General features: G+C 74.4%; 16 protein-coding genes, 4 tRNA genes and 2 pseudogenes. 10 read left to right on the top strand and 12 right to left on the bottom strand.

Annotated features, from left to right (window positions below):
- Window positions 1-28: 28 nt before the first annotated feature.
- From thrS to pgsA, 3 genes are read left to right on the top strand one after another with little or no spacing between them, the layout of a single operon-like run.
- Entirely contained in the window at window positions 29-2,047 is a 2,019-nt protein-coding gene (gene thrS / locus POD19_RS10060) for a threonine--tRNA ligase (RefSeq protein ID WP_135019394.1), read from the top strand.
- Window positions 2,044-2,724: an HIT family protein gene (locus tag POD19_RS10055; RefSeq protein ID WP_095346702.1), complete on the top strand. Its 681-nt coding sequence runs from the start codon at window positions 2,044-2,046 to the stop codon at window positions 2,722-2,724. The genes thrS and POD19_RS10055 overlap by 4 nt, the downstream gene beginning before the upstream one ends.
- On the top strand, window positions 2,724-3,335 hold the full coding sequence (gene pgsA, locus POD19_RS10050; protein ID WP_070708840.1) for a phosphatidylinositol phosphate synthase: 612 nt from the start codon (window positions 2,724-2,726) through the stop codon (window positions 3,333-3,335). The genes POD19_RS10055 and pgsA overlap by 1 nt, the downstream gene beginning before the upstream one ends.
- Window positions 3,336-3,359: 24 nt before the next feature.
- On the opposite strand, the gene POD19_RS10045 is transcribed toward pgsA, so the two are convergent.
- From POD19_RS10045 to POD19_RS10035, 3 genes and pseudogenes are all read right to left on the bottom strand, one after another.
- Window positions 3,360-3,878, bottom strand: a complete 519-nt coding sequence (locus POD19_RS10045; RefSeq protein WP_010078782.1) for an aminoacyl-tRNA deacylase — start codon at window positions 3,876-3,878, stop codon at window positions 3,360-3,362.
- Between the two features lie 7 nt (window positions 3,879-3,885).
- A pseudogene (locus POD19_RS10040) lies at window positions 3,886-4,343 on the bottom strand (SufE family protein).
- 37 nt (window positions 4,344-4,380) lie between these two features.
- Window positions 4,381-5,274, bottom strand: coding sequence for a sulfurtransferase (locus POD19_RS10035; protein WP_144818452.1), 894 nt, complete (start codon window positions 5,272-5,274; stop codon window positions 4,381-4,383).
- A gap of 223 nt (window positions 5,275-5,497) precedes the next feature.
- On the opposite strand from POD19_RS10035, the gene zapE reads away from it, so the two are divergent.
- Window positions 5,498-6,553, top strand: a complete 1,056-nt coding sequence (gene zapE, locus POD19_RS10030; protein ID WP_080981737.1) for a cell division protein ZapE — start codon at window positions 5,498-5,500, stop codon at window positions 6,551-6,553.
- Window positions 6,554-6,627: 74 nt separating this feature from the next.
- On the opposite strand, the gene POD19_RS10025 is transcribed toward zapE, so the two are convergent.
- From POD19_RS10025 to POD19_RS10005, 5 genes are read right to left on the bottom strand one after another with little or no spacing between them, the layout of a single operon-like run.
- Window positions 6,628-9,333: a GNAT family N-acetyltransferase gene (locus POD19_RS10025; protein ID WP_144818454.1), complete on the bottom strand. Its 2,706-nt coding sequence runs from the start codon at window positions 9,331-9,333 to the stop codon at window positions 6,628-6,630.
- A complete protein-coding gene (locus POD19_RS10020; protein WP_144818456.1) occupies window positions 9,330-11,165 on the bottom strand; it encodes an IucA/IucC family protein in 1,836 nt (611 codons plus the stop codon). Before POD19_RS10020 ends, POD19_RS10025 begins: the two co-directional genes overlap by 4 nt.
- On the bottom strand, window positions 11,162-11,806 hold the full coding sequence (locus POD19_RS10015) for a GNAT family N-acetyltransferase (RefSeq protein ID WP_227717895.1): 645 nt from the start codon (window positions 11,804-11,806) through the stop codon (window positions 11,162-11,164). Before POD19_RS10015 ends, POD19_RS10020 begins: the two co-directional genes overlap by 4 nt.
- 5 nt (window positions 11,807-11,811) lie before the next feature.
- A complete protein-coding gene (locus tag POD19_RS10010) occupies window positions 11,812-13,137 on the bottom strand; it encodes a lysine N(6)-hydroxylase/L-ornithine N(5)-oxygenase family protein (RefSeq protein ID WP_036313286.1) in 1,326 nt (441 codons plus the stop codon).
- A complete protein-coding gene (locus POD19_RS10005; protein WP_051995184.1) occupies window positions 13,134-14,729 on the bottom strand; it encodes a pyridoxal phosphate-dependent decarboxylase family protein in 1,596 nt (531 codons plus the stop codon). Before POD19_RS10005 ends, POD19_RS10010 begins: the two co-directional genes overlap by 4 nt.
- 161 nt (window positions 14,730-14,890) lie before the next feature.
- Here POD19_RS10005 and POD19_RS10000 point away from each other — a divergent pair, with 161 nt between their 5' ends.
- A complete protein-coding gene (locus POD19_RS10000) occupies window positions 14,891-15,781 on the top strand; it encodes a siderophore-interacting protein (RefSeq protein WP_049147987.1) in 891 nt (296 codons plus the stop codon).
- Window positions 15,782-15,878: 97 nt separating this feature from the next.
- On the opposite strand, the gene POD19_RS09995 is transcribed toward POD19_RS10000, so the two are convergent.
- From POD19_RS09995 to POD19_RS09980, 4 genes are all read right to left on the bottom strand, one after another.
- A tRNA-Gly gene (locus POD19_RS09995) sits at window positions 15,879-15,955 on the bottom strand.
- Window positions 15,956-15,983: 28 nt separating this feature from the next.
- Window positions 15,984-16,055 (bottom strand) — tRNA-Val (locus POD19_RS09990).
- A 58-nt stretch (window positions 16,056-16,113) separates the two neighbouring features.
- Window positions 16,114-16,184 (bottom strand) — tRNA-Cys (locus POD19_RS09985).
- A gap of 18 nt (window positions 16,185-16,202) precedes the next feature.
- Window positions 16,203-16,276, bottom strand: a tRNA-Gly gene (locus POD19_RS09980).
- Between the two features lie 158 nt (window positions 16,277-16,434).
- Between POD19_RS09980 and POD19_RS09975 the strand changes: the two genes are divergently transcribed.
- The 5 genes and pseudogenes from POD19_RS09975 (at window position 16,435) to rpe (ending at window position 21,417) form a co-directional block, all read left to right on the top strand.
- A complete protein-coding gene (locus tag POD19_RS09975) occupies window positions 16,435-17,424 on the top strand; it encodes a cytochrome (RefSeq protein WP_073115356.1) in 990 nt (329 codons plus the stop codon).
- Complete coding sequence (gene def, locus POD19_RS09970) at window positions 17,421-18,005, top strand: peptide deformylase (protein ID WP_073115354.1); 585 nt, start codon at window positions 17,421-17,423, stop codon at window positions 18,003-18,005. Before POD19_RS09975 ends, def begins: the two co-directional genes overlap by 4 nt.
- A complete protein-coding gene (locus POD19_RS09965) occupies window positions 18,002-19,102 on the top strand; it encodes a methionyl-tRNA formyltransferase (protein WP_144818458.1) in 1,101 nt (366 codons plus the stop codon). Before def ends, POD19_RS09965 begins: the two co-directional genes overlap by 4 nt.
- A complete protein-coding gene (locus tag POD19_RS09960; RefSeq protein ID WP_144818460.1) occupies window positions 19,099-20,730 on the top strand; it encodes an RsmB/NOP family class I SAM-dependent RNA methyltransferase in 1,632 nt (543 codons plus the stop codon). The genes POD19_RS09965 and POD19_RS09960 overlap by 4 nt, the downstream gene beginning before the upstream one ends.
- Window positions 20,642-21,417, top strand: a pseudogene (rpe, locus tag POD19_RS09955) (ribulose-phosphate 3-epimerase). Before POD19_RS09960 ends, rpe begins: the two are co-directional and overlap by 89 nt.
- Window positions 21,418-21,424: the final 7 nt, after the last annotated feature.

Here is a 21,424-nt window from a genome sequence, read left to right as displayed (position 1 = left end):
TCCCGAAGCCAGACCTCGAAGGAGCACCGTGTCGGAGCCGAAGAACATCCTGCTGACCGTGGACGGAGAGCTGCGGGAGGTGACGCACGGCACCACCGGCCTCGACCTCTTCCGCGAGAAGCCGACCACCGCCGTGATGCGGGTGGACGGCCTGCTCTGGGACCTGGCCCGCGAGATCCCCGCCGGCGCGTCCGTCGAATCGGTGGACATCACGGAGCCCGAGGGACTCGAGGTGCTGCGGCACTCCACCGCCCACGTGATGGCCCAGGCCGTGCAGCAGCTGCGCCCGGGCGCCAAGCTCGGCATCGGCCCGTACATCACGGACGGCTTCTACTTCGACTTCGACGTCGACGAGCCCTTCACCCCCGAGGACCTCAAGCAGATCTCCTCGCTCATGCAGAAGATCGTGAAGTCCGGCCAGACCTTCCGCCGCCGCGTCGTGGACGAGGAGACCGCCCGCGCCGAGATGGCGAACGAGCCCTACAAGCTCGAGCTGCTCGGCAAGAAGGACGCCGCGGACACCGCCGGCGAGGGCGCCTCCGTGGAGGTCGGGGCCGGGGAGATCACCATCTACGACAACGTGGACCGCAAGACCGGCGACGCCGTGTGGTGCGACCTCTGCCGCGGCCCGCACCTGCCCTCCACCAAGCTCATCGGCAACGGCTTCGCGCTCACCCGCTCCGCCGCCGCCTACTGGCTCGGCAACGAGAAGAACAAGCAGCTGCAGCGCATCTACGGCACCGCCTGGGCCAGCAAGGACGACCTCAAGGCCTACCAGGAGCGCCTCGCCGAGGCCGAGCGCCGCGACCACCGCAAGCTCGGCGCCGAGCTGGATCTCTTCTCCTTCCCGGACGAGCTCGGCTCCGGCCTGCCCGTGTTCCACCCGCGCGGCGGCATCATCCGCAAGGAGATGGAGGACTACTCCCGTCGGCGCCACACCGAGGCCGGCTACGAGTTCGTCTACACCCCGCACATCACCAAGCAGCACCTCTACGAGGTGTCCGGCCACCTCGACTGGTACGCGGACGGCATGTTCCCGCCCATGCACATCGACGAGGTCCGTGATCCCGAGACCGGCGAGATCACGCGCCAGGGGCAGAACTACTACCTCAAGCCGATGAACTGCCCCATGCACAACCTGATCTACCGCTCCCGCGGCCGGTCCTACCGTGAGCTGCCGCTGCGGCTGTTCGAGTTCGGCTCCGTGTACCGGTACGAGAAGTCCGGCGTGGTCCACGGGCTCACGCGCGTGCGCGGCATGACCCAGGACGACGCCCACATCTACTGCACCCGCGAGCAGATGAAGGAGGAGCTGACCACCACGCTCAACTTCGTCCTCGACCTGCTCAAGGACTACGGCCTCAACGACTTCTACCTCGAGCTCTCCACGAAGGACCCGGAGAAGTTCGTCGGCTCCGACGAGATCTGGGAGGAGGCCACCCGCACCCTCGCCGAGGTCGCGGAGGCCTCCGGTCTGCAGCTCGTCCCGGATCCGGGCGGCGCCGCGTTCTACGGCCCGAAGATCTCGGTCCAGGCCCGGGACGCCATCGGCCGTACGTGGCAGATGTCCACCATCCAGCTGGACTTCAACCTGCCCGAGCGCTTCGACCTCGAGTACCAGGCCGCCGACGGCACCCGTCAGCGCCCCGTGATGATCCACCGCGCCCTCTTCGGCTCCATCGAGCGCTTCCTGGGCGTCCTCACCGAGCACTACGCCGGCGCGTTCCCGGCCTGGCTTGCCCCGGAGCAGGTCGTGGCCATCCCGGTGGCCGAGGCATTCAACGACTACCTGGACGACGTCGTCGCGAAGCTGCGTGCCGAGGGGATCCGGGCGCGCCTGGACGACTCCTCGGACCGCTTCCCGAAGAAGATCCGCACCGCGGCCAAGGAGAAGGCGCCGTTCGTGCTGATCGCCGGCGGCGAGGACAGGGAGGCGAACGCCGTGTCCTTCCGCTTCCGCGACGGCACCCAGGACAACGGCGTGCCGGTGGAGGAGGCGATCGAACGCATCGTGAAGGCGGTGCGCGAGCGCGAGGTCACCCCATGACCAGCCCCGGCACCGGCGGATCCGACGCGCGGGCGCAGGCCCGCGCGTCGGCGGACGCCGCCGCCACGGACGGCTTCGAGCTGCCCGGCGCCCCGGACGCCTTCGAGCGGTTCTGGAACGCCCACCGCATGGCGTACGTGTCCAAGGGGACGGGCCAGGTCAAGGACGAGCACACCTGCCCGTTCTGTGCGGCCCCGCAGCGCGACGACGAGCACTCCCTCATCGTCCACCGCGGCCGCACCGCCTACGTGGTGCTGAACCTGTACCCGTACAACCCCGGTCACCTGCTCGTCTGCCCCTACCGCCACGTGCCCCTGTACACGGACACCACCACGGAGGAGGCCGCCGAGATGGCGGAGCTGACCCAGACGGCGATGCTCGCCCTCGGCCAGGCCGCCGGCGCGTCCGGCTACAACCTCGGCATGAACCAGGGGGCGGTGGCCGGCGCCGGGATCGCGGCCCATCTGCACCAGCACGTGGTGCCGCGGTGGACCGGCGACGGCAACTTCCTGCCGATCATCGCCCGGACCAAGAACATGTCGCAGACCCTGGGGGAGACCCGGCAGATCCTCGCGGACGTCTGGGACCGGGCCGCCCGGGACCACGCCGCGCGCCAGGCGGCCAACGCCCGTGCCGCGGCCGAGCATCCTCGCCCGGGGGCCGGAGACTCCGCCTGATGCTGGACCGTCACGCGCGCGGCGTCACCACCCGCCTGTTCACCCCGGTGGCCCGTACGCTCCTGCGGGCCGGGGTCAGTCCGGACACCGTGACGGTCGTCGGCACACTCGGCGTGAGCCTGGGCGCGCTCGTGCTCTTCCCCCTGGGGCACCTGTTCTGGGGCACGCTCTTCATCACCGCGTTCGTGTTCTCGGACCTGGTGGACGGGATCATGGCGCGCGAGGCCGGGTCCACCGGCCGCTGGGGCGCGTTCCTCGACTCCACCCTGGACCGCGTGCAGGACGCGGCCGTGTTCCTCGGGCTGTGCCTGTGGGGCTTCGGCGTCGGCGCCGCACCCGCGGTCGGCGCGCTCTCCGGGGCCTGCCTCGCCCTAGGCATGCTCGTCTCCTACGTGCGTGCCAAGGCGGAGGCCCTCGGCTGGGACGCGCACGTGGGCATCGCCGAGCGAGCGGAACGGCTCGTGGCCACCCTCGTGGTCGCCGGCCTCACCGGCCTCGGTCTGCCCCCGGTCGTCCTGGCCGTCACCTTGGGGCTGCTCGCCGCCGCGTCCCTGGTCACCGTCGGCCAGCGCATGGCCGTGGTGCGCCGTCAGGCGCGCGACGACGCCTGACCGGTCCGCCGCAGGACCGGCCCGTCAGCCCGCCGCGATCTCCGCGACGACGGCGCCCGTCACCTGCACGAGGTCGGCGGGCGCGATCTCCACATCCAGGCCGCGTTGCCCGCCGGAGACGTACATGAGCTCCGCGTCGAGGGCGGAGGAGTCCAGGACGACGGGGTGGGGCCGGCGCTGGCCCAGGGGCGAGACGCCGCCCCGCACGTAGCCGGTCCGGCGTTCGACGACGGCCAGATCGGCCAGGGCGAGTCGCTTGACGCCCAGCACCGCGGCGGCGGCCCGCAGGTCCAGCTGACCGGACACGGGCACCACGCACGCGGCGAGCGCGCCGTCGGGGTCCGCCACCATCAGCGTCTTGAACAGTCGGTCGGCGGGCACGCTGAGCGCCCGGGCGACCTGGACGCCGAACCGCTCGCCGCCGGCGTCGAGGGCCACGTCGAAGGTGTGCAGCCGGTACGGGACCCCGGCGGCCTCGAGGGCGGCGACGGCCGGCGTGGCCGCCCCGTGCCGGGCGCCGCGATCCTTCTTGCGCTGGCCCACGGCGGACTCAGGCGATCCCGGCCTGCTCGCGGACGTTGCGCTTGATGCGGCCGAGCATGGCGGACATGCCGCGCAGGCGCAGGGGGTGAGGGCCTTGGCCAGGCCGAGGCGGGTGGGGATGTCTTCGGGCACGTCCACGACCTCGAGGGCGCTCAGCCCGTCCAGGCCCTGGGTGAGCACGGAGGCGAAGCCGCGCGTGGTGGGCGCCTCCGGGGGAGCGGTGATGAAGAGGCGGACCGGGGCCTGCGGGCCGGGCTCACCCTCGAGTTCGACGGCCAGGAACAGCGGGGTCTGACACTCCACGACCTGCTCCATCTCGGCCTCGTGGCCGTCGTAGCGCTCCGGCAGCGCCGGCAGCTCGTCCGAGAACTCCAGCAGCAGCTCGAGCTTCTCGGGATCGGGCACCCCGGCGAAGTCGTCGATGATCTCGGCCAGGGCGGCGGGCACGGCGTGGTTCTCGGTCATGGTGTCCCAGTCTAGTGATCCACGCCGTGCCGGGGGCTCAGCGCGCGGGGGCCTCGCCCGGCTCTTCGCCGACGGCGATCGGCAGGCGCACGGCGTTGCCCCACTCGGTCCAGGAGCCGTCGTAGTTGCGGACGTCCTCGTGGCCGAGCAGGTACTTGAGCACGAACCAGGTGTGGGAGGAGCGCTCGCCGATGCGGCAGTAGGCGATCACGTCGTCACCCTCCCGCAGCCCGGCGTCGGTGCGGTAGACCTGCTCCAGCTCGGCGCGGGACTTGAAGGTGCCGTCCTCGTTGGCCGCGGACGCCCACGGCACGGACGCCGCCGTGGGGATGTGGCCGCCGCGCAGGGTGCCCTCCTGCGGGTAGCCGGCCATGTGCGTGGTCTCGCCCGTGTACTCGGGACGGGAGCGGACGTCGATCAGCGGGGTGGTCCCGATGGCCTGCAGGACGTCCTCGCGGGCGGCACGATCTGTGTGGTCGTCGCGCTCGATCACCGGGTACTCGGCGCGGGCCACGGTCGGGACCTCGCGGGTGGTCTCGCGTCCCTCCGCGATCCACTTGTCACGGCCGCCGTCCATCAGGCGCAGGTCCTCATGGCCGTAGAGGGTGAACACCCACAGGGCGTAGGCGGCCCACCAGTTGGACTTGTCGCCGTAGAACACCACGGTGGTGTCCCGGGAGATCCCCTTGGAGGCGGCGAACTCGGCGAAGGCCTCGGGGCCGACGAAGTCGCGGGTGACGGGGTCGTTGAGCTCGGTGTGCCAGTCGACGCGTTGGGCGCCGGGGATGTGGCCGGTGGAGTAGAGGAGAGCGTCCTCGTTGGACTCGAGGACCACGACGTCCTCGTCGCCGACATGGTCGGCGACCCACTGCGTGGACACCAGCTTCTCGGGGTGGGCGTACTCGGAGAACTTCGCGGCGGTATCGGTCATGGCACTGCCTTCCTTCGCGTCGGGGCGGGCCCGCACGGGCCCGGGGCGGGCGGCACGACGACGGCGGGTTCCGTGTCCGTGCCCTGCGCGCCAGATTACGGCACGTCGGTGTCACGTAAGAGGGTAGGGGCCCCTCAGTCCGGGACACGCGAGGTCACATGGGTCGGGTCCGCGGCCCGATAGCATGGCCCGGAATCCCCGTCGTCGACCCTGGGAGTGTCCCGTGGCTCAGATCGTCCACCTCGCCGACCGTTCGCCGCAGGTCACCCCGGACCAGCTGTTGTCCGGCTTCCACCCGTCGTACCGCTTCGGCACGGTGTCCTTCGACACCTACATCCCGGACCCCGCGCACCCCTCGCAGGCACAGGCCGTGGAGCGGCTGCGCCGGTTCGCGGCAGACCTCGGCCGGGGCGGTTCGGGCGGCGGGTTCCTCGGCGGCCTGTTCGGCGGGAAGAAGCGGGCGGCAGGGCCGGCCGGCATCTACCTCGACGGCGGTTTCGGCGTCGGCAAGACCCACCTGCTGGCCTCGACGTGGCACGCGGCCCCCGGGCCCAAGGCGTTCGGCACGTTCGTGGAGTACACCAACCTCGTGGGCGCCCTGTCCTTCCGCAAGGCGGTGGACGAGCTCAAGGAGTACACCCTCGTGTGCATCGACGAGTTCGAGCTCGACGACCCGGGGGACACCGTGCTGATGTCCCGCCTCATGCGCGAGCTGGCCGACGCCGGCGTGCGCCTGGTGGCGACCTCCAACACCCTGCCGGGCTCGCTCGGCGAGGGGCGCTTCGCGGCGCAGGACTTCAAGCGCGAGATCCAGGTCCTGGCCGACCAGTTCGAGGTCATCCGCGTGGACGGCGAGGACTACCGCCACCGCGGCCTCTCCGCCGCCCCGTCGCCGCTGGACGACGCCGCCGTCGAGGCCACCGCCCAGGAGAACTTCCCCGACGCGGGTGTGCTCGCCGTGGACGACTTCGCGGACCTCACCGCGATGCTCTCCCGCGTGCATCCCTCCCGCTACCGCGAGCTCGTCAAGGACGTGGACGTGCTCGCCCTCCACGACGTGCACACCATCACGGAGCAGGCCACGGCCCTGCGCTTCGTGGTGTTCGCGGATCGCCTGTACGACAAGGACGTGCCCGTCCTCGCCTCCGGTGTGCCCTTCGACGCCCTGTTCACGCAGGAGATGATGCACGGCGGCTACATGAAGAAGTACTTCCGCACGGTCTCCCGCATGACCGCCCTGGTCCGGGAGGGCCAGACGGGCGTGGCCGAGCACAAGTGAGCCACCGCCCCTGACCGGCACGACGACGGCGCGCACCGAGGCGGGTGCGCGCCGTCGCCGTGTGCGGGGCAGGGTCAGTGCACGGCGCGGAAGCACAGCGCCGCCCGCTTGCCCGGCAGCTCGACCTCCCGGTCCACCGTGAAGCCCAGAGCCCGGGCGGTCTTCACGGCCCGCGTGTTGCGGACGTCCGGCTCGATCACGAGCCGACGCGTGCCGGGGCGTGCGCCCAACCAGTCCACAATGCTCCGGTAGGCCGTGGCGCGGGCGCGCCCCTGCAGGCCGCCGGGGGCGGTGATGAAATGGAATCCGAGGTCCCCGTCCCGCACCTCGTAGGCGCCGCCGACCTCCTCCGCGCGAGGGTCGTAGGTCTGCACGAGGGCCACGAGGGTCCCGCCGTGCCACACGAGGTGGTTCGCGTGGGTGGGCTGGAACTCGAGGAAGTCGTAGACCTCCTCGACGTCCTGCACGCTGTGCCCGCGCATCCCGTAGAACTCCGCCCGCGGCTCCGTGACGAGTGCGTGGATCAGCGGGGCGTCCAGGGCCGGGCGGACGCGCGTCATGGTCAGGCCCAACGCCCCGACGCCGACCTCGGCCACGATGCGTCCCGGAGGGGCCCCGCCGGGGACGGAGCGGGCGGGTGCGACGCCGCTGCCGGCGGACGGGGGGACGGGACGGGACGGCACGGGCAGCAGGCGGCCGGCGGCCCACGCGTCCAGCTGATCCGTCACGTGCCCGCCTCCGAGACCGGAGGCGCCGAACGGGACGACCCACCGGCTGCGGGTGCGGTCGCCGAGGTCGAACACGACCCGGGCCACCGGCCCGCGGTGGGTGCCGACGGCCAGGCCGGGGGCGTGCGAGGTGGCGCAGACCGCGTCCGCGGTGCCGCCCACCCGGACGGACCCGATCGTGTCGAGCACGTCGGCGAGCCCCGGCACGTCCGGCCCGCCGGGATGCTCGTGCGTGAACAGGAACGGGGTCAGGGCATGCGCCTCGCCCCAGGTCCGGGCCGCGCCGTCGGGGCCCGGCGGCTCGGCGGCGTCGTCGACGGCGGCGACGGCGGCCCGCACGAGGTCCCTCGTCGACGCTGTGATCCCCAGGGCCGCGCGCAGCGGCTCCGGCCCGCGCTCGGCGAGCGCCGCGCCGACCCATGCGGCGGCGTCGCCCCACGGTGCCCACGGGCCGCCGAGCAGGGCCCGCGAGGCGGGCGGCAGGTGCGCGATCAGGGCGGCGGCCACCTCGTGCTCCACGAGGAGCCACCAGCGGGCCGCGGCCGATCCGGCGGCGGCGTCGCCGGCCCACGCCGGGACGGACTCCGCGGCCAGCACGCCGTCCGCGACGAGCGCGTCGACGGCGTCGGCGAGCCAGGCCCGCGGCGCGCCCGGGGTCCGGGTGTCCGTCTGCAGGGCGGCCATCGCGTCCACGGTCCGCTCCTGCGGTGCCAGCGCCTCGAGGGCCTCCCGGATGCGGCGGGACCGCCACGGCGCGCACGCGTCCACGGTGAGGCAGGCGGTGTCCGGGTGGGGCTCGTTGGCCGCCACCACGACGTCGTCCGCCGCGGCCGGCGCGGGCCAGCGCACCCAGCGCTGATCGAGGGACCCGTCGGCGGAGCCCCGGCCCAGCGCGGAGGCCCGCGCCGCACCCCAGGCCGAGCGTCGATCCCGGCGCCGCACGGCCCCGGCGTGCCGGGTGAGCACCGTCCGCCGGTCCGCGACGATCACGCGATTGACCGGCTCGACGTGCCCGTCCAGCACCGCGCAGGCCTCCGCGGCGCTCGCGGCCGTGAGCAGCCGGCGCGCGCTCGGCAGGCCGGTGTCGGCGCGGTCCCAGGCGGGGAACCGCATGCTCACCGGTCCGGCGCCGGGCACGTCCACGAGCCGCCCGCGCGGGGTGTGGGCCACCCGCACGTCCACGGGGTCGCCGCCGCGCACGTGCACCCGCTCGGTCCGGGCGTCGAGGACCTCCGGCCCCTCGGGGGCGTCCTCGAGGACCATCTCGAGCGAGGACACCATCGCCGAGGTCGTCACCCACGCGACGTGCTCGGACTGCCCCACATGCGGGACGCCCGGCACACCGGGGAAGGCCAGGCCGACGACGTCGACGCGGTCCCGGGGACGCTCGGCCTCCACCACGAGGCGCACCTGCTGGTAGACGCCGGGCAGCTCGAGCAGCCGGTGCGGGTCGGCGGCCACGAGCGGAGCGCCCTCGGCGCCGACGCGCACCGCCCAGGCGTTCGAGCCGTCCGCGTCGGGGCGCGGCGAGATCAGCGCCGCGGCGAGCGCGGGGAAGCGCTCGGCCAGCAGGGTGCGGAACAGGGCGGCCGGCGCGTTGGTCAGCCAGACGTTGTAGCCCAGGTGCAGGGCGAGCGCCGTGTGCGGGTCGAACGGCAGCGGCTTCACCCCGTGGGCGGCGAACTCGGGCGCGCGCCGGGCCCCGGCGTCCAGCCCCGCGTTCACGCCGTCGGCGAACCGGGTGAACCAGGCCCGGTCCTCCGCGTCGTCGAGGGCGTCGAACGCCCGGCGGGCCGCGCCGTCCAGGTCCATCTGCCGGGCGGCGACGTCGTTCGCCACCGCCGGCGGGCCGAACACCTCGGCGCCCATGCCGGTGACCCGGCGGTGCTCGCAGTCGACCTGCCAGGCCCGCTCCGTCGCCACGTGCCACCCCTGGAGGTAGGCCAGCTCGGGCAGGGACGCGGCCACGAGCGTCGGCACGCCGTGCGCGTCCCGGTGGCAACGGCCCGCCACGTCACCCGTCGCCGTCCCGGTCCACGCGTCCGCGCTCATGCCGCGGCGTCCTGCCGGAGCTCCGCCAGCGCGCGGCGCAGCGGCGCGGCCACCGGGTTGGCCAGGCGACCGGCGTAGAGCAGCGAGCCCGACGGGTCCGTCAGGTCCACCATCTGCGTGGCGTTCCGCAGCTGCAACCGGTTCAGGCACGAGTGCGCGAAGTCCTCCGCGTCCAGGCCGAGGCGCTCCACATCCGCGAGCCCCAGGGCCGTGTACTCGGCGAGGACCCGCCCCACCACGGCGTAGAACTCCTCCGCCGGCAGCAGGGCGTCCGCGTCCATCACGTCGGCCAGATGGCGCAGCACGCCGTCCAGCATGTCCGTGAAGAAGGAGAGGGAGAGGTCCTCGTCGGTGAGGTCGATGCGGATGCGCCGGGTCTGCTCCGTGAGCGGGACGCCGTCCGCGCCGACCACCACCTCCTCCCCGATGTCCTTGAGGAAGGCGCCGGTGACCCGTCCCTCCCGCAGGCGGAGCACGATGTTCTCCCCGTGGGGCATGAACACGGTCGAGTAGGCGGCGGCCAGATGCACCAGCGGGGTCACGTAGGCCGTCACCACCCCGTGCAGCCACTGCGCCGCCGTCAGCCCCGAGCGCTCCACGAGCGCCCCCGCCACGGAGCGGCCCCCGCCGTCCCGGTGCAGCAGCGCCGCCATGGTCATGACCCGCTCGCCCTCCGCCAGGCGCGGCAGCGGACTCTCCCGCCACAGGGCGGCGAGCATCTTCGTGCGAGGGCCCTTCGAGCCCACGGCATGGAAGGCGTCCCCGGTGTACCCGGCCGAGGCGTACTCCCGCAGCACCCCGAAGCCCCACCTCGCGAGCAGGGGGTCGGAGTCCACGAGGTCGGCCACCACCGCGTTGATCGCCGGGGTGACGGACATGTACGCGGGGGAGAGGCCGCGCACGAACCCCATGTTCTGCACGGACAACGCCGTCTTCAGCTGCGGGGCGTGCGGGTCGCTCGCGTTGAACAGGGTGCGCACCGCCTGCATGGCCGTGAACGCGTCCGGGTCTTCGCCCACGTGCACCAGCCGCCCCGCGGCGAGGTCGGGGGCGAACGCCACCTGGATCCGGTGCTCCCACTGCCACGGGTGCACCGGGATCAGCGTGTACGCCTCCGGATCGACGTCGAGCGCCGCCGCCCGCTCCGCCCACAGGCCCGCCACCGCCTCGGTGATCGGCGGGGGCGGCGCCGGCACGGCGGCGCCCGCGCTCGCGGTCTTGGGCCAGGTCCACCGTCCCCCGAGCTCGGAGGGGAACGCGAGCCACACCGGGTGCAGCGCCCGCCCGCCCTCGGGGGCGAACATCGCGTACTCCGTGGCCCCCCAGCCGATGCGGCCGTTGGTGGCCACGAAGCCCGGGTGTCCCTCGCTCATGGCGGCCTCCACCGCCGTGTAGTCCGCGTCCACCAGGTCGGCGGCGGACGGGCGCTCGCCGGCCAGGGTGTGGCACCGGGCGGCGAAGGTGGAGGCGAGCTCCTCGAGATAGACGTCCAGCGCCTCGCCGGCCAGCCCGAGCACCTCGGCCGCGTCGAGGACGAAGCGGTCGACGGCCACCGCGTCCGGATCCCCGGCACGGCACACCGAGTCCGGATCCACGCCGAGGTGCTCGAGCGGGAGGGCACGCGCGGTGAACGTCCACCGCACCCCGCCCAGGGTGAGCGTGTAGGCGTGGCGGCCGGCGTCGTCGACCCGCTCGCCGCGCACCGGCGTCAGGAGCCGCTCATGGGTGAACTCGCGGATCGCCTTGGCGACGAGCAGCCGGTGGGCGTGCCGGGCGGTCGGCGCCGTCAGCGCGTCCAGGCGGGACGGGGAGGACGGGGGGACGGGGGTCATGCGGACACCTGCCTGTCGGGGGTGAGGAGGAGCGGGGGCTCGGGGAGGGTGAGGTCCAGCCCGGCGGCGAGGACGCCGATCCGGCTGGCAGTGAAGGACTCGGGCGTGGCGATCGAGAGCATCGCCGTCTTGGATCCCAGCGCCACGGGACCGAGCTCCGTGAACCCGGCGGCCAGGTTCTTCGCCCGGATGGCGGCGTTGCGCTCGTCCGGCTCGACGACGACGCGCCGCGCCCCCGGCTGGGCCAGGCACCAGCGCACCACCGCGGCCATCACCAGGTCCGTGGTCCCGGGCACCGGGGTGTCCGTCGGGGCGACGAGCACGTGCAGGCCGATGTCGCCGGGCGCGCCCGCATACCGTCCGGCCAGCTCCGAGTGGGCCGGGTCGTAGACCTCCACCAGGAAGGTCGCGGTCCCGTCCACGAGCCCCACGTGCGCGTGGTGGTGCGGGTGCGCGGCGATCGCCTCGTACTCGGCCACGACGTCGGCCAGGCCCGCCTCCGTCATCTCCCAGTACACGGCGTGCGGGGACGTCACCCACCGGTGCAGCAGCGGATGGTCCTGCGCGCCCACGGGACGGAGCTCCACACGACGGGCCGCGCTCGCGGCCGCACCGTCCACGGTGGTCTGCGGCGGCGTCACGGCGCTCACCGGACGCCCGCCGCGACGGCACCGAAGTCCTGGAACGCGATCGACTCGGCCTGCGCGTAGACCTCGCGGCCGGCGATCGTGCTGAGGATGCGGCCGCTGTGCTCCGCCGCCATGCCCAGGTCCGGGCCGGTGAGCCCCAGGGGCTGTTCGGCGGTGTTGTGCACGAAGATCCGGCGGCCGCTCACGTCGATCGCGTGGTCCGCGTTCGCCGTCGTCCGACCGTCCTCCACGCGCAGCAGGTGCCGCACCGGCTCCAGGAACGGATGGTCCGGGTGGCGGTAGCCCGTGCCCGCGACGACGCGGTCCACCACGTGCCGCGCGGTCACCCCGGTCTCCTCATCGCGCAGGGTGACCTCCACCCGGGGCGCGCCCTGGCCCGCGACCAGGCGGGCGTCCGCCACCGACGTGCCCGGCCACAGCCGGGCCGGGTCCAGCGGACCCACCTGGCGTTCGTACAGCGCGTGGTAGACGTCCTCGATCGTGTGCTCGCTGATCCCCTTGTACAGGGACCGGTGGGACGCGTTGATCTCATCCCGCCGCGCCCGGGGCAGAGTGGCGAAGTGCCGCTCATAGTCCAGCGAGGTCAGCTCGAGCGTCAGCTGGCCGACCTCCATGCCGAAGAACCGGGGTGAGCGCGTGACCCACGTGAGGTCCGGGTGGCCCGCGTTCAGCAGGTCCAGGGCGCACTCCGCCGCCGACTGACCGCTGCCCACCACCAGGACCGACCCGGCCTCAACGATGTCCTCGCGACGGCCCATGTACTCGCCCGTGTGCACCACGGGGGACGCGCCGACCCGGACCGCCTCCTCCGCGACGCGCGCGAGCGGCGCGGGCAGGGATGGCACCGTGCCCGTGCCCACCACCACGTGGTCGGCCCGGTGCGTGCTGGTCCCGGCCGCGGAGGCCGCCTCCACCACGAACTCGTCCGCCTGCTCGTCCCACCGCACCGCCGTCACCGTGGTCCCGTAGGCGATGCCGGGCAGCTGGGCTGCCACCCACGCGCAGTAGTCCGAGAACTCCCGCCGCAGCGGGTACCAGGAACCCCGGATGTAGAAGCGGTGAAGCCGGCCCATCGCCTTGAGATACGCCAGGAACGAGTACGGGGAGGTCGGGTCCGCGAACGTCACCAGGTCAGCGAGGAACGGCACCTGGATCTGCGCGCCCGGCAGCATCATGCCCGGGTGCCACACGAACGCGTCGCGGCTCTCCACCACCTCCACCTCGACGTCGGGCAGCGGGTGGGCCAGCGCGGCCAGGCTCAGGTCGAACGGGCCCAGCCCGATCGCGAGCACGCGGCGGGGGGACGTGGACGCCGGGCTCATGCGCACACCTGCTCTCCGTGCTCAACCACGCGCGCCGCGGACGGACGGGGTCCCGCCGACGAGGGAAGCGTGCAGGACACGGAGGCCGACGGGGCATGCGGACGGTTCCGCCCCGCCCCGCGCCTCCGGTGACGGCCGGCCCGCACCGCGTCGGCGTGCCGCAGCGCCGCCTCCTCCACGACGTCGACCAGCGCCTCCAGCTCGCCCGAGGTGACCGCGGGGTTCAGGATCGTGAACTTCAGATGGGGCACCCCGTCCACCACCGTCGTCGCGATCAGCGCGCGCCCGCCGGCCACCAGCTCCCGGTGCATCGCCGCCTGCACCGCCGTGCACTCCTCCTCCGACAGTCCCTCGGCCCGCACCCGGAACAGCACCGTCACCAGCGTCGGATCCTCCAGCACCGCGAACATCGGCCGGGCCCGCAGGATCCCGCACGCCTGCCGCGTGCGCTCGCGCGCCCCCGCGAACAGGGACGCCACCGCCTCGGCCCCATGCTCACGCAGCGTCAGCCACAGCTTGAGCGAATCGAACCGGCGGCTCGTCTGCAGCGACCGATCCGCCAAGTTCGGATGGACGCTGTCCTCCGGGTTCAGGTAATCCGCGTGCACCGTCACATGGCGCAGGCTCTCGGCATCCCGCACCACCAGCGCGCTGCAGGCCAGCCCCACGTAGAACGTCTTGTGGAAGTCCATCGTCACCGAGTCCGCACGGTGCAGTGCCGGCAGCTCGTGGCGCGTCGCCGCGCTCGCGGCGAGGATCCCGCCCACGGCCGCGTCCGCATGGACCCACATCCCGTGGCGTTCGGCGACGTCGGCGATGGCCGGCAGCCGGTCGATGGCGCCGCGGTCGGTGGTCCCCAGCGTCGCGACGACGGCCATCGGCACGGCACCGGCGGCCACCTCACGCTCGACCGCCGCGGCCAGGGCCCCGGGGTCCAGGCGCCCGGCGGCGTCGGTGGGGACGACGACCACGGCGTGGCGGCCCAGCCCGAGCAGGCCGGCTGCCTTGGCGATGCTGTAGTGCGTGGCCGCGCTGACGAAGACGCGCAGCGAGCCGAGCACCTCGGCGGGCAGGTCGGCGAGCCCGGCGTGGCCGGTGAGACGCTGCACGGCGCGGCCGCGGGCCAGCGTCATGGCCTGCAGGTTGGAGGCCGACCCTCCGGAGGTGAAGACGCCGTCGCCCGCGGCGAACCCGCACCAGCGTCCGACCTCGGCCAGGAGCCGCTGCTCCATGAGCGCCGCGGAGCGGGCCTGGTCCCAGGACTCGACCGCCGTGTTGAGCGCCCCGAGCACGGTGTCCGCTGCGGTGCTGGAGAGCAGAACCGGGCAGTTGAGGTGAGCGGCATAGCGCGGGTGGTGGTAGGCGGTGGTCTGGTGGGCGTAGAGCTCCGCGACCTCGGCGAGGGCGTCGTCGAGGCTGCCCGTCGGCTGCGAGAAGTCGACGGCGCCGACGGCGTCGGCCAGGTGCGTCGACGGGGTGTCCGGGTGGACCCCCGCGCGGTCGTAGGCGGTGTCGACGGCCACCCGGGCCGCCCTGCCGGTGGCGTCGAGGTAGGCGGCGGGATCGCCGAGTCCGAACAGGCGAGGGAGCATGGGAGGGCCTTCCGTGAGGGGGTCGTCGGCTCCGGGCGGCGTGCGCCACGGACGTCCCGCACAGTAGGGAAGCCTTACCTAAGAAAGCAAATACGCAACAATGACGTGACGTATTCAAAGGGAGGACTCCAGCAAAGGTGAGGCTCACCTATGCTGACCGGATGACGAGCTCCTCCGTCCTCCCCCCGCCTGCCGCCCGTCCCTCGCGTGTCGAGGCCCTGCAGATGAAGGCCTACCGCGGGCTCGCGGCCCTCGGCCAGGCGATGCCCGTTGACCGCGACGAGTATCCGCAGTGGACCATGACGGTCCGCGCCACGTGGCTGCTCGCCCCCCGGCTGCGTCGTCTCACGTTCGCCGCGGAGGAGTTCCGCACGTTCACCCCGCAGGGCTGCGACGAGTACTTCGGGCTGCTCACCCCGCCCCCGGGGCGGGCGCTCGTGATGCCCGATCCCGCGGCGCTCAATGCGCGGCGAGCGGTCGGGCGGATCCCCGAGGACGTGCGGCCGGATCTGCGGTGGTACACGGTCGCCGAGCACCGGCCCTCCGTCGGTGAGATCGACGTCGACGTCGTCGTGCACGACCATGCGGGCCCCGCCGGCACGTGGGCGCGCACCGCACGTCCGGGCGACGTCGCCGGCTTCCGCACCGGGACGGGCGCCTATCGTCTGCCGGCGGCGGGGGAGTCGCACCTCGTGGTGGGGGACGAGACCGCAGTCCCGAGCATCGCCGCCGCCCTCGCCGCGCAGCGTCGCACGCCGCGCGGGGGCCGGATGGACGTCGTCCTGGAGGTGCCCGGCCGTGACCACGTCCCCGCCCTCGAGGTCCCGGAGGGCGCCACGCTCACGGTCCTGCACCGCGGAGACGCCGTGCCGGGCGCCCTGCTCACGCCGCACCTCGAGGACCTCCCCGCCGCGCCCCGCGACCACGTGTGGGCGTGCGGCGAGCAGTCGCTCGCGACGGCGGCGCGGCGGGTGATCGTCCGCCGCGGCATCGCACCGAAGCGCGCGATCATGTTCAGCGGCTACTGGCGGGTGGACGGCCCGCGGCTCTGATCCCGTCCGACGGTCGGCGTCCGTGCTCCGAGCACGAGGCCGACCGCACGCCCCGGAACGACGAAGGGCCCCTCCGCCAGGAGGGGCCCTTCGTGTGTGGAGCGGATGACGAGATTCGAACTCGCGACCTCCACCTTGGCAAGGTGGCGCTCTAGCCAACTGAGCTACATCCGCCTGAGTCGATCCTCACGGATCGTCTCCGTGCGCGATACTGGGTTCGAACCAGTGACCTCTTCCGTGTCAGGGAAGCGCGCTACCGCTGCGCCAATCGCGCTCGTCCACCTCCGAGGAGGTGGTGAACATGCCGCCACTCCCGGTCGGAGAAGCCTGCGAGGTCGGGACGGGATTCGAACCCGCGTATACGGCTTTGCAGGCCGCTGCCTCGCCTCTCGGCCACCCGACCAGGGGTGAAGGTTGAGCGAGCGGATGACGAGATTCGAACTCGCGACCTCCACCTTGGCAAGGTGGCGCTCTAGCCAACTGAGCTACATCCGCGTGTCGGTGCCGCCGGGATCCGCTCGTCCGAGCCGCTCACCTGCGTTTTCCAACGAGAAAGAACTCTAGGCCATCTCCGCCCGGATGCAAAATCGGCGTCCGGAGGCGTGTCGGGCCACCCCGTCGGGGGTCCGCGGACCCTGCCAGAATGGCTGACCATGACCCAGCCACGCCTCGCGCATCAGACCCCCCACGGACGCATGTACGCGCGCTCCCTCTCGGGCCTGCCCGAGGTCCCGTCCATCACCACCGTGATCGGCATGGAGAAGACGGACCTGGACGGCTGGGTCGGGTGGATGGCGGCCCAGTCCGTGACCCAGGATCCGCGCCTGGCGGAATCGGTGGGCTCCGCTGCCCGCCTGAAACAGGTGGCCCGGCAGTCCGCCGACGCCGCGGCCCGCTACCGGGACGCCGCGGCCGAGCGCGGGGACCGCGTGCACGACTATGCCGAGCAGGTCGCCCAGCGCGCCCTCGGCCGTCCCCACACCATGGCGGAGGCCCGCGCGCGCCTGATCGAGCACGGTGAGGGTGCCTACGCGGACCGCTTCGACGAGTGGTGGGACCTCTACGACGTCCGGCCGATCGCGGCCGAGATCACCGTCTGGAACCACACGGTGGGCTACGCGGGCACCCTGGACCTCGTCGCCCGGATCGGCGGCCGGCTGTGTCTGATCGACTACAAGACGAAGGGCACGGGGCGGGACGGACGGGTCAAGGCGCTCGACCCCAAGGTGGTCATGCAGCTGACCGCCGGCCTGAAGGCGGAGGAGTCCCTCGTGGACCCCGAGGCCGGCACCTGGGAGGAGTGGCGACACGGCCAGGCCGAGATGCTGCTCGGCGTCGCCCTGGGGGAGACCGAGGTCGCCGTGCACCAGGCCAACCCTGGCGTGCTGCCCCGCCACTGGCACAAGTTCTGGGCCCTGCGCCAGGTCTGGAAGCACGCGCAGGCCGTGGACGACGCCGGCCCCGCGCTCCGCCTCATCGGCCCGCCTCCGCCGTCGGTCCCGGCGTCGGCGGCCACCGGCCTGCAGGCCGTGCGCGCCGCGGCGTTCGGCGGCGGCTCCCACGCCGCCCCGGACGCGGCGCCCGACGGGTCGTCGTCGCGCCCGGCGTCCGCCGCCGAGGGCGGCGATAGGGTGACGGCGTGACCGTCCTGCCCGTCCGCACCGTCCCCGACCCCGTCCTGCGCACCGCCGCGTCGCCCGTGCCCGCGGGGGCGGACGTGCGCGCCCTGATGGCGGACATGATCGAGACGATGCACGCCGTCGGGGGCGTGGGCCTGGCCGCGCCCCAGGTGGGCGTGGGCCTGCGGGTCTTCGTGTTCGACGTTGCCGGCGTCGCCGGGCATGTGGTCAATCCCGTGCTCGAGACCGCCGGGCAGGCGCTGCGGGAGCCGGGCGAGGGGTGTCTGTCCGTGCCCGGGCTGCGCTACCACCCGGCGCGCGCCGCGGAGGCCGTCGTCCGCGGCACCGACGTGGACGGGAACCCGGTGGAGCACCGGGGGACCGGCCTGCTCGCCCGCTGCCTCCAGCACGAGACCGACCACCTCGACGGGATCCTCTACGTCGACCGCCTCGACGGCGAGGAACGCCGTGAGGCCCGCCGCCGCATGCGCGCCGGCGAGGTGGACCGCGCCGCTCGCCGCATCGGGGCCGCGCGCGCGGCCGCCGTCAGCTCGGTCTTCGGCGCCCCCGCCGCCCCCGCCGCCGGAACAGGAGCCGCCCGATGACCGCCCCGACGCCCCTGCGCGTGCTCTACGCCGGCACGCCCGAGACCGCCGTGCCCGTGCTGCGCGCCCTGCTCGACTCACCCCACGAGGTCGTCGGCGTGCTCACCCGGCCGGACGCCCCGGTCGGGCGCCGGCGGGTGCTGACCCCGTCGCCGGTCGCGGTCGTGGCCGAGGAGGCCCGCCTGCCCGTGCTCAAGGCCGACCGACTCCGCGGACCCGAGGGCGCCGATGCCCTCCAGGCGATCCGCGCCCTCGAGGCGGACGTGGCCGTCGTCGTCGCCTACGGGGCGCTCGTGCCCGCCGAGGCCCTGCAGACCCCCCGCCACGGCTGGCTCAACCTGCACTTCTCCGCGCTGCCGGCCTACCGCGGCGCCGCCCCCGTCCAGCGCGCCGTGATGGCAGGGGAGACCGAGATCGCCGCCGACGTGTTCCAGCTCGAAGAGGGCCTGGACACCGGACCCGTCTTCGCCCGACTCACCCGCCCCGTCGCGGCCGACGAGACCGCCGGGACCGTGCTCACCGACCTCGCCGAGCGCGGCGGCCCGCTCGTGATCGACGTGCTCGACCGCCTGGCGGACGGCACCGCGACGGCCACGCCCCAGCGCGGCGAACCCACCCACGCGCCGAAGCTCACGGCCGCAGACGGCCTGGTGGACCCCGCCCGCCCGGCGGCCGAGGTGGCCGCCCGGATCAACGGCGTCACCCCCGAGCCCGGCGCCTGGGGCTGGCTGACCGCCGACGACGGCGCCGCCCCGGCCCGTTTCAAGCTCGACGGCGTCGCCCCGGTCAGCGCCGGCGACGACGGCTGGCCCTCCGCCCTCGATGCCGCGGCTCCCGGGCAGATCCTGGTGGCCGCGAAGGCCGCCTGGCTGCGCACCGCCGGCGGGGCCGTCCGGCTCTCCCGAGTCCAGCCGGCGGGCAGGAAGCTGATGCCGGCCGCCGACTGGGCGCGCGGCGCCGCCGCCGGGGCCGCGCTGCTGGCCGGGGAGGCGCTCGCCCACCACGAAGAACAGGCCCGCCGGGAGGCCGCCGCCCGGGCGGCGGCACGCGAGGCCGCGCGGAACGCCACGGCACAGGACGAGGAGGCGCGCGCATGAGCCGCGAGAGACAGCCAGGACAGGGCCGGGGCGAGCGAGGGGCCCGCGGAGAACGCGGCCGCGCACCCCGGGCGGACTCCCAGGACCGCCGCGACGCGCAGGGGCGCACCCGCAACCGGGGTCGCTCCGGCGCCGGACGGAAGTACTCGGCGCAGGCGCCGTCGCAGCGCTCCCGCACCGCCGACCCGGCGCGCCGCGTCGCCTTCGGGGTGGTCCGCTCCGTCCACGCCGAGGACGCGTACGCGAACCTGGTCCTCCCGGCGCGCATCCGCCAGGCCCGCCTCGACCGGCGCGACGCGGGCTTCGCCACCGAACTCGCCTACGGCACCCTGCGCGGGCTCGGCCTGTACGACGCGATCCTGACCCGCTGCGTGGACCGCCCGCTCGAGAAGATCGACCCACCCGTGCTCGACGCCCTGCGGCTCGGCGCCCACCAGCTGCTGGGCATGCGCGTGCCCGCCCACGCCGCCCTCGACGCCACCGTCTCCCTCGTGCGCGCCGAGATCGGGGCCGGCGCCTCCGGGTTCGTGAACGCGGTGCTGCGTCGGGTCGCCGAACGCCCCCTCGAAGAGTGGCTGGCCGACGTCGCCCCCGCCGACGGCGGCGACGCCGCCCTGGCCGTCCGCACCTCGCACCCGGTGTGGATCGTCCGCGCGCTGCGCCAGGCCCTGGCCGCCCACCGCGGCACCCGCCACATCGCCGACCGCGACGCCGAGCTGGCCGCCCTGCTCGAGGCGAACAACGCCCCGCCCGTGGTCAACCTCGTCGCCCTGCCCGTGGCCGGCGGGGCCGAAGCGCTCGCCGCGGCCCTCGACGACGGCGCCGAACCCGGGCCGCTGGCCCCGGACTCCGCCCTGCACTCCGGCGGCGACGCCGGCCGCCTGCCCGGGGTGCGCGAGGGCGTGCTCCGCGTCCAGGACGCCGGCTCCCAGCTCACCGCCCGCGCCCTGGCCCAGGCACCCGTCCCCGCGGCCGAGGGGCGGGCCGAGCGCTGGCTCGACCTGTGCGCCGGCCCCGGCGGCAAGGCGGCCCTGCTGGCCGCCCTCGCCGCCGAGCGGGGTGCGACGCTCGTGGCCAACGAGGTCGCCCCGCACCGCGCCGACCTCGTCCGGCAGGCACTCGCCGCCGTGCCCGCCGGAGCCTGGACCGTCCGGGCCGGGGACGGCCGCACGATCGCCGACGCCCCCGAGGCGGCCCCGGCGTTCGACCGCGTCCTCGTGGACGCCCCCTGCACCGGCCTCGGTGCGCTGCGCCGCCGACCCGAGTCGCGCTGGCGCCGCACCCCGGCCGACCTCGCCGAGCTCACCGGCCTGCAGGCCGAGCTGCTCGACGCGGCGGTCTCCGTCCTCGCCCCCGGCGGCGTGCTCGCCTATGTCACCTGCTCCCCGCACGTCGCGGAGACCGTCGTCCAGGTCCAGGACCTCGTGCGCCGCCACCCCGAGCTGGAGGTGCTCGACGCCCGCACCGCCCTCGACACCGTCGCGCTCGACGACCTGCGCCTGGACGAGGCCGAACCCGCCGGCGCGCCGGAGCCGGCCGATGTGGTCGCCCGCACGGCCCAGCTCTGGCCGCACCGGCACGGCACCGACGCCATGTTCCTGGCCCTGCTGCGCGCCCCCGGCGCCTGACCGAGAGGACCCGCCCATGACCGCCCGCGCCCCGCGCCTGCACCCCTCGATCCTGTCCGCGGACTTCGCCCGCCTCGCCGACGAGCTGGCCCGCATCCCCAGCGCAGACGCGGTGCACGTGGACGTCATGGACAACCACTTCGTCCCGAACCTCACCCTCGGCCTGCCCGTGGTCGAGGCGATCCGACGCGCCACGGACCTGCCGCTGGACCTCCACCTGATGATCGAGGACGCCGACCGCTGGGCGCCCGGCTACGCGGAGGCGGGGGCCGAGTCCGTGACCTTCCACGCCGAGGCGTCGGCGGCGCCCGTCCGACTGGCCCGCGAGCTGCGCGCGGCCGGAGCGAAGGCCGGCATGGCGCTGCGGCCGACGACCGCGGTCGAGCCCTACCTGGACATGCTCCCGGAGCTGGACATGCTCCTGCTGATGACCGTGGAGCCCGGTTTCGGGGGCAGGCGTTCCTCGACGTCGTGCTGCCGAAGATCCGCCGGGCCCGCCGCGCCCTCGACGGCGGGCCCGCCCCGCTGGCCCTCCAGGTCGACGGCGGCGTGAACCGGGAGACCATCGAACGCGCGGCCGAGGCCGGGGCCGACGTGTTCGTGGCCGGCTCCGCCGTGTTCGGCGCCGAGGACCCCGACGCCGCGCTCGTCGGCCTGCGCACCGCCGCCGCCCGCGCCTGCCACTGAGCCCGGC

It is taken from the genome of Micrococcus sp. GPGPB33 (assembly GCF_037853785.1).
In the GTDB taxonomy this organism is placed as follows: Bacteria; Actinomycetota; Actinomycetes; order Actinomycetales; family Micrococcaceae; genus Micrococcus; species Micrococcus luteus.
The sequence above is the reverse complement of the archived record's forward strand: the minus strand, read 5'-3'. Positions and strand labels throughout refer to the sequence as shown.